The organism is Victivallis vadensis (assembly GCF_003096415.1).
GTDB classification, from domain to species: Bacteria; Verrucomicrobiota; Lentisphaeria; order Victivallales; family Victivallaceae; genus Victivallis; species Victivallis vadensis.
The window spans coordinates 125,915-132,602 of sequence record NZ_QEKH01000013.1 but is presented as its reverse complement, the minus strand read 5'-3'; the positions used below and the strand labels follow the sequence as shown (position 1 = coordinate 132,602).

Below are 6,688 nucleotides of genomic sequence, written 5' to 3'. Positions count from 1 at the left end.
TTTCCAACATTCTTTCATCATGTCGTCTATGAAACAATACACTTCGGTGATATAGTCTTCCGTGAGCATGCTTGAATACCTTTCTAAGTTGGTTGTAGCTAACCTAACTTAATCGATATTTCGGCTATTAATAGCCCAAGCATGCTCTTTTTCGTTTTTTACCAATAAAACTTGCACACGGCGTTTATTATGTAAGGAGAAGGCGATGCGTACTTTGCTCTTTTGCGGACTCCTGATCGGTTGCTGTGTGGCGGATGGCGGGAACCTGCTCAAAAACGGTTCCTTTGAACTCGGTTCTCCCGGCGGCGTTCCGGAGAATTGGCACTTCGCCGTCAGCGGCGACGCTCAGGCGGAAATCGCCGTGACCGATGAATCCGCGACCGACGGCAAACAGGCGCTGCGCTTTGCCAGCGCTTCGGCGCGCCAGCCCAATGTCTACGGGATGGTCGTGCAGGAGGCGCCGCTCCGGGCGGGAGTTCCCTATGTGCTGAAATTCAAGGCGAAAGGCGAGAATGCAAACGGCTTTCTGGTCTGCATCGGCAAAGGGTGGCATCTGCGCTTCCGGCCGCAGGGAATCGGGCCGGAGTGGCGGAGCTGTTCCTATCGCTTTACCCTGAAGCCGGAGCAGCTCGAAAAGAACGGCAAAGCTCCGGTTGTGTTGATCGTCGAGGATACGGCGGGCAAAATCCTGATCGATGAGATTTCGATCACCGAGGAGGGAAACGCGGTCGTTTCACCGGCGGAGTTCCAGCGGGAACGGGTCTGCGTTGTCCCGGAGTTTTCCGGCGAGCTGTCGAAACTGCGGACGATCCCGGCAGGGGTGCCGGTGATGAAGATTCCGTCCTCGCCGGAATTTTCCGGCACCGGAGCCATGCCCGACCCGAAGCGGTTTTCCGCTGAGGCCGCACTGATGCACAATGAACGCGGGCTGATTTTTCTGGTGGAAGTGAAGGATTCCAGCCCGAATCCCGGCGAGGGCGAACTGATGTGGAAGAATGATTCGGTCCAGATCCGGCTTGACCAGGCGGGACTGGCCAACGACAGGGCCAATGAATCCGACCTCGAATTCGGCGTTTCCGTGGGAAAGACGGGGACGATCCGCACTTGGAACTATTCGGGCGGCGGCGAACTGCCCGCCGATTCCTCGCAGTGGTTCGGGCATCGCGGCCGCGACGGCTATTTCATCGCCGGAGTGATCGGCTGGAACTATCTGGCCGCACTGAAACCGCCTTATTTCACCTTCAATGTGGTGGTGAACGACCTCAACGCGAATAAACGGCGCGACGTCTATTTCCTGACTCCCGGGCTTCACGACGCCAAGTACAGCACGCAATATGTGAAGGCATTGCTGGATACCGGGCACCCGGTGCTCGGCGCCTCTCCCGCGAACCTGCTTTCGACCGACGCATTCACCGGCACGCTGGTCGGCGCGAACCTGAAAGCGCCGCTCCGGCTCGAAGCCGCCGTGACTGACGGTGCGGGCAGGGTGCATCTGGTTCCGCTCAGGGAGATTCCGAAAACGGGCGCGGGCGATATGATCAAACTGGAGTATGCGATTCCGGCGGGGAATCTGGCCGACGGCGAGTGCCGGATCGAATTCCGTGCCAACGGCGAACCGCTCGCCGGATACGCGGTGAAGAAAGCCGACCTGATCAAACAGCAGTCCGCCCGGCTGGATGCGGCGCTGCGGCGGCTGGAAACGCTGCGGCGGGAGCTGGCAAACGAGAAGTCGGAGTATGTGAGGCTTCCCTTGAATGTGCTCGGCGATTTCCTGCCCCGTTTCCGGGAGCGGATGGACAGGGCAGGGGACAAGCGCCTCCACGCTGAACGGCTGCTGATGGTGATGCCGGACGCCGAAGCCGCGCTGGACGATCTCGAACGGCTGGCGGGCGAGTTGAAGCGCGGCCGCAAGCTGCCGGTGACCTGGCGCTATATTCCCGGGCCGATCCGGCTGGCGGAGGGCTGGCCGAAGGCGAAACTGCAAAGTTCGGATGGGAGAGTGGAGGAGCGCGACGTGGTGTTCGTCGGTTACGGCCACTTCGCGAACATGCGGCGGGATTTCCCGAACTTCCCGAAATATGGCGCGAATGTCATCCAGATAGAGCGCGGCCCCAGGAGCCTCTATCCCCGGCGCGGGGAAAAACGGGAGTTCGATCCGGATTTCTCCGACCTTGAACGGGAGTTCGGCCCGATGCTCGCCGAGAGCTGGGCCAACGGCATGCCGGTGGTGCTGCTGATCAGCCCGCACTACAGCCCGGAGTGGTGGGAGAAAGCGCACCCGGAGGCGAAGCTGGCCTCCGGCTTCCTGAAATACAACATCGCCCATCCCGAAGCGCGCCGGATGATGAAAGCCTATATCCGCGACTTTCTCGGCCGTCTCCGGCAGCAGCCTTACGCGGCGGCGATCCACAGCATCTGCATCCTGAACGAACCGACCTTCACCGGAACTTTGCAGGAGCCGTTCCTGCGCGGAGAGTTCAGGAAATATCTGGAAAAGAAGTTCGGTTCCGTCGCCGCCTTCAACCGGGCCGCGGGCGGGGAGTTCCCCTCCTTCGACGCGGTGGTGGAAGCCGGCGTGAAGAATCCGGCGGTCGACGCCGAATTCGCGCTCTACCGCCGCAGCGAAATGAAGAACTGGGCGAAATTCCTGGCCGACGAGGTCCGGGCGGTCTGGCCGGGGATGCCGGTTCACGCCAAGATCATGATCATGAATTCGACCTTCGACAAATCGCACGCGATCGATCCGGAGATGTTTGCGGAATTCAGCGACTACAACGGCAACGACAACTACGGCAACTACAAAGAGGGCGGCTATCTCTCCGACTGGGTGCAGTTCGCGCTCGGTCACGAATTGCAGTTTTCGATGAAGCCCGCCTCCATTGTGAACGCCGAAAACCACATCATCCGCGATTCCGAACGGCGGCCGATACCGAATGATCACATTTACACCGTCAACTTCCAGCAGCACGTGACCGGAGCCTCCGCGCTGGTCACATGGGTCTGGGTGGACTACTCCCCCGAGAGCGCCCGGAACACCCACAAGGACCTGCAGGGCAACATCGCGCTGCGTCCCGGAAACGTGATCGCGCAGGGAATCGCCGCGCTGGACGCGGTCCGGCTGGCGGGCGAACTCAAGGCGTTCACCGCATACGAACCGGAAATCGCGATTCTGTACAGCCCGACTTCTACCGCCTTCAACCCGGCGCTGCTGAAAAATGAACTGTTCAAGTTCTACGCGCAGAGCGCTTTTACCGGCCATCGGCTCCGCTTTCTGAGCGAAAAGCAGCTGGTCGATGGAAAGCTCGGGAAGACCCGGCTGCTTTTCGTCATCGGCAGTGCGAACGTGTCGCGGGTGGCGGCGGACGCCCTGGCGAAGTTTCCGGGCAAGGTCGTCGCGGACCGTCACAGCCTTCGCTTCGACGAGTTCAACCGGCCGCTCAAGCTCGCCTTCCGCCCCGAAATCCTGCCGGATTTCATCAAGGCGCCCGAATTGAAAAAGCGTTACTTCGACCCGGTCGTTCCGCTCCCGGTGGAGCTTGAGGGGGATTGCGACGGCATCTTTTTCCGGGTCGTTCCCGACGGCAGAGGCGGCCGGCTGGTCAATCTGGTGAATTACACCGAAGCCCCCCGCAAGCTCAGGCTGAAAAGCGAACTCGCCTTTTTCGACCTGATCCGCGAAGAGGCGTTCGACAATGAGTTCGAGCTGCCGCCGCTGAAGCCGCTGCTGCTCCGCGCAAAGTAGAAGTCGGGATTTCGCTCCTTTGGAGCGAGCAGGGCGCTTCGCCCTTGGTCGCCGGAGGCGAAATCCCGGATGCCGTGTTCCTTGAACGGGGAGGGGGTGGAGGATTTTCTGAAAAGCGTTTTTTTTTGTGAAACCGGCTTGCAGAATGTTGTTCAAGCTGTTATATTAAGAATTCTTGTACCGCAATATGGCGGATTTATGGTCATATCCTCGGGCCTGGGAATCCGCGGCCGGGTGCCGATGCGACGAATTATAACGTGGCTGTTGTCGTATCGTTGAGGCGCGCCGGCGGTGTTGTTGTGTGCGAAAACGATTGTACCTGTTGCATTTGTTACAAAATTTAAAGAGGTTGAATTAGTTATGGTCAGAGTCAGATTGAAGCGTACCGGAACTCGTAACGCGGCTTGCTTCCGCATTGTGGTAATGGATCAGCGTTCCAGCCGCGACGGCAAGGCGATCGAGGAATTGGGCTTCTACAATCCGCGCAGCAAAGAGGAAAAGATCAATATCGAGCGCGTTGATTACTGGAAAGGCGTCGGCGCCTCCTTCTCCGAAACCGTCGAGGCGATCGCCGCCCGGGTGCGCGAAGGCAAGAGCCTGAAGGACATTGTCCGCAAGCCGTCTCTGTCGAAGAAGGCGAAAGCCAAGTTGGAAGCCGAGGCGAAGGCCAAGGCGGAAGCGGAAGCCGCTGCCAAGGCAGCCGCCGAAGCTCCGGCTGAAGAGGCCGCCGCTCCCGAGGCGTAATGCGCTTTCCGGTTGAGTCCGGAAAAGACAAGTAAAGGAAACGTTGGAATGCTTAAGGCATTATTGAAATTTCTGACCGGCGGCGGCGAGAGCGAAAGCTCGGCCGCGGGCAGTTGCTGCGCCGACAAGGCGTGCAGCTGCAAGGCCGGCTCCGGCAATCCCGGCAGTCTCCGGGATCTGGAGGGATTTGTGGACTATGTGGTTCGGCTGCTCGTTGATTATCCCGACGAAGTGAATATCAAGAGCGAGGAGAACGACGAGGGCTGCACGATCCAGATTACCTGCCGGAAGGAAGATATCGGCAAGATCGTCGGCAAGCGGGGCAAGACCATCATGGCGATCCGTTCGCTGGTCTCCGGCGCTGCCGGCCGTCAGCGGAAACGGGTCTCGGTCGAGGTTCTCGACTGAGGAGGCTCGGGCCGGCTGGAATGCAGATCGATATTTTGACACTGTTCCCGGAGATGTTTCCGGGGCCGCTCGGTGAAAGCATTATCGGGCGGGCCGCGGCCAGGGAGCTGGCCCGGATTCAGGCGATCGATCTGCGCAGGTTCGCGCATGACGCGCGCGGCACGGTGGACGACAAGCCGTACGGCGGCGGACCGGGAATGCTGATGAAGGTCGAACCGATCGTGGAAGCGGTCGAGTCGGTCCGGCGTCCTGAATCCGTGGTGATTCTGACCAGCCCGAGGGGAGAGCGCTTCAATCAGCGGCTCGCCGCGGAGCTGGCGAAAAAGCGCCATCTGGTGATCATCGCCGGGCATTACGAAGGGGTTGACCAGCGGGCGATTGAGCTGGCGGTCGACCGGGAAATCTCATTGGGGGATTTCGTGCTGACCAGCGGCAATCTGGCGGCGATGGTGATGGCCGATGCGATCATAAGGTTGTTGCCGGGCGTGCTGGGGCACGACGAGTCCAGCGTGGATGAGTCGCATTCGGCGGGGCTGCTGGAGTACCCGCAGTACACGCGGCCTCCGGAGTTCCGGGGGCTGAAGGTGCCGGAGGTGCTGCTTTCGGGCGATCACGGCAGGGTGGATGCGTGGCGGCGACGCCAGTCGGAGCGGCTGACCCGGGAACGGCGGCCGGATTTATGGGAAATGTATTTACAAACAACGGAGACAGAGTTGAAATGAATATACTCGACAAGATTCGCAATGAGCAGGTGAAGGCGGAACGTCATGAGTTCAACGTCGGTGACACGATCCGGATTCATGTGAAGATCGTGGAAGGCGACACGGAGCGCATCCAGCAGTTCCAGGGTACGGTGATCGCGCGCCACGGCAAGGGCATCGAGGAAACCTTCACGGTTCGCCGTGTGCAGGCCGGTCAGGGTGTGGAGCGGGTTTTCCCGATCAACAGCCCCCGTATCGACAAGATTGAAGTTGTCCGCCGCGGCGATGTCCGCCGGGCGAAGCTCTACTATCTGCGCGACAAGGTCGGCAAAGCCGCCCGCGTCAAAGAAATGCGCACGAAGTAAGCAGTTTGCAGCAGATGTCGAAACACGGTTCGGCATTGTTGTTGGAAACCGACGAACTCCTCCGGCCGGAATGCGAATGCTGGCAGGAGGGGTTTTGTTTTGTGGCCGGGGTCGATGAAGTCGGCCGCGGCCCGCTGGCCGGCCCGGTGGTGGCGGCGGCGGTGGTGTTCCCGCGCGGGGTGCCGTGGCCCGGCGTGTACGATTCGAAGCAGCTGAAAGCTGCCGACCGCGAACGGCTGGACCGGGAGATCCGGTCGGTGCCGGGCGTGCGGATCGGGATCGGGGAGGTCCCGGTCGAGGAGATCGACCGGATCAATATTCTGAATGCGACACATCGGGCGATGCGCGAGGCGGTGCTGGCGGCCGGCGAGGTCGACTTTATTCTGGTGGACGGCCGCCCCGTGAAGAACCTGCCCTGTCCGTCGCGGGCGCTGGTGAAGGGGGATTCCCGTTCGGCCAGCATTGCGGCGGCGAGCATCGTCGCGAAGGTTTACCGGGACCGGCTGATGGATGAACTGGATTTGCGCTGGCCCGGGTACGGATTTAAAGAGCACAAGGGGTACGGGACCGCGGCGCATCTGGAGAGTCTGCGCCGATTGGGGCCATGCCCGGCGCACAGGAAAAGTTTCCGGCCGGTGCGGGAGATCATCGATCCTCCGCCGGAACAGCCGGAATTGTTTGCATAGGGAATCGGTACTGATGTTGACAATGGTTGTGGTATTGAGAGG

General features: G+C 60.5%; 6 protein-coding genes. All 6 read left to right on the top strand.

Annotated features, from left to right (window positions below; genetic code table 11):
* Window positions 1–205: 205 nt before the first annotated feature.
* The 6 genes from C8D82_RS09530 to C8D82_RS09505 all read left to right on the top strand — a co-directional run bounded on the left by C8D82_RS09530 (window position 206) and on the right by C8D82_RS09505 (window position 6,646).
* Complete coding sequence (locus C8D82_RS09530) at window positions 206–3,742, top strand: beta-galactosidase (protein WP_116884048.1); 3,537 nt, start codon at window positions 206–208, stop codon at window positions 3,740–3,742.
* 360 nt (window positions 3,743–4,102) lie between these two features.
* Window positions 4,103–4,486: a 30S ribosomal protein S16 gene (gene rpsP, locus C8D82_RS09525; RefSeq protein ID WP_116884047.1), complete on the top strand. Its 384-nt coding sequence runs from the start codon at window positions 4,103–4,105 to the stop codon at window positions 4,484–4,486.
* Between the two features lie 48 nt (window positions 4,487–4,534).
* Window positions 4,535–4,894, top strand: a complete 360-nt coding sequence (locus C8D82_RS09520) for a KH domain-containing protein (RefSeq protein ID WP_116884046.1) — start codon at window positions 4,535–4,537, stop codon at window positions 4,892–4,894.
* A 20-nt stretch (window positions 4,895–4,914) separates the two neighbouring features.
* A complete protein-coding gene (gene trmD / locus C8D82_RS09515; protein ID WP_116884045.1) occupies window positions 4,915–5,616 on the top strand; it encodes a tRNA (guanosine(37)-N1)-methyltransferase TrmD in 702 nt (233 codons plus the stop codon).
* Window positions 5,613–5,960: a 50S ribosomal protein L19 gene (rplS, locus tag C8D82_RS09510; RefSeq protein ID WP_116884044.1), complete on the top strand. Its 348-nt coding sequence runs from the start codon at window positions 5,613–5,615 to the stop codon at window positions 5,958–5,960. Before trmD ends, rplS begins: the two co-directional genes overlap by 4 nt.
* A gap of 14 nt (window positions 5,961–5,974) precedes the next feature.
* Complete coding sequence (locus C8D82_RS09505; protein ID WP_116884043.1) at window positions 5,975–6,646, top strand: ribonuclease HII; 672 nt, start codon at window positions 5,975–5,977, stop codon at window positions 6,644–6,646.
* The last annotated feature ends 42 nt before the right edge of the window (window positions 6,647–6,688 follow it).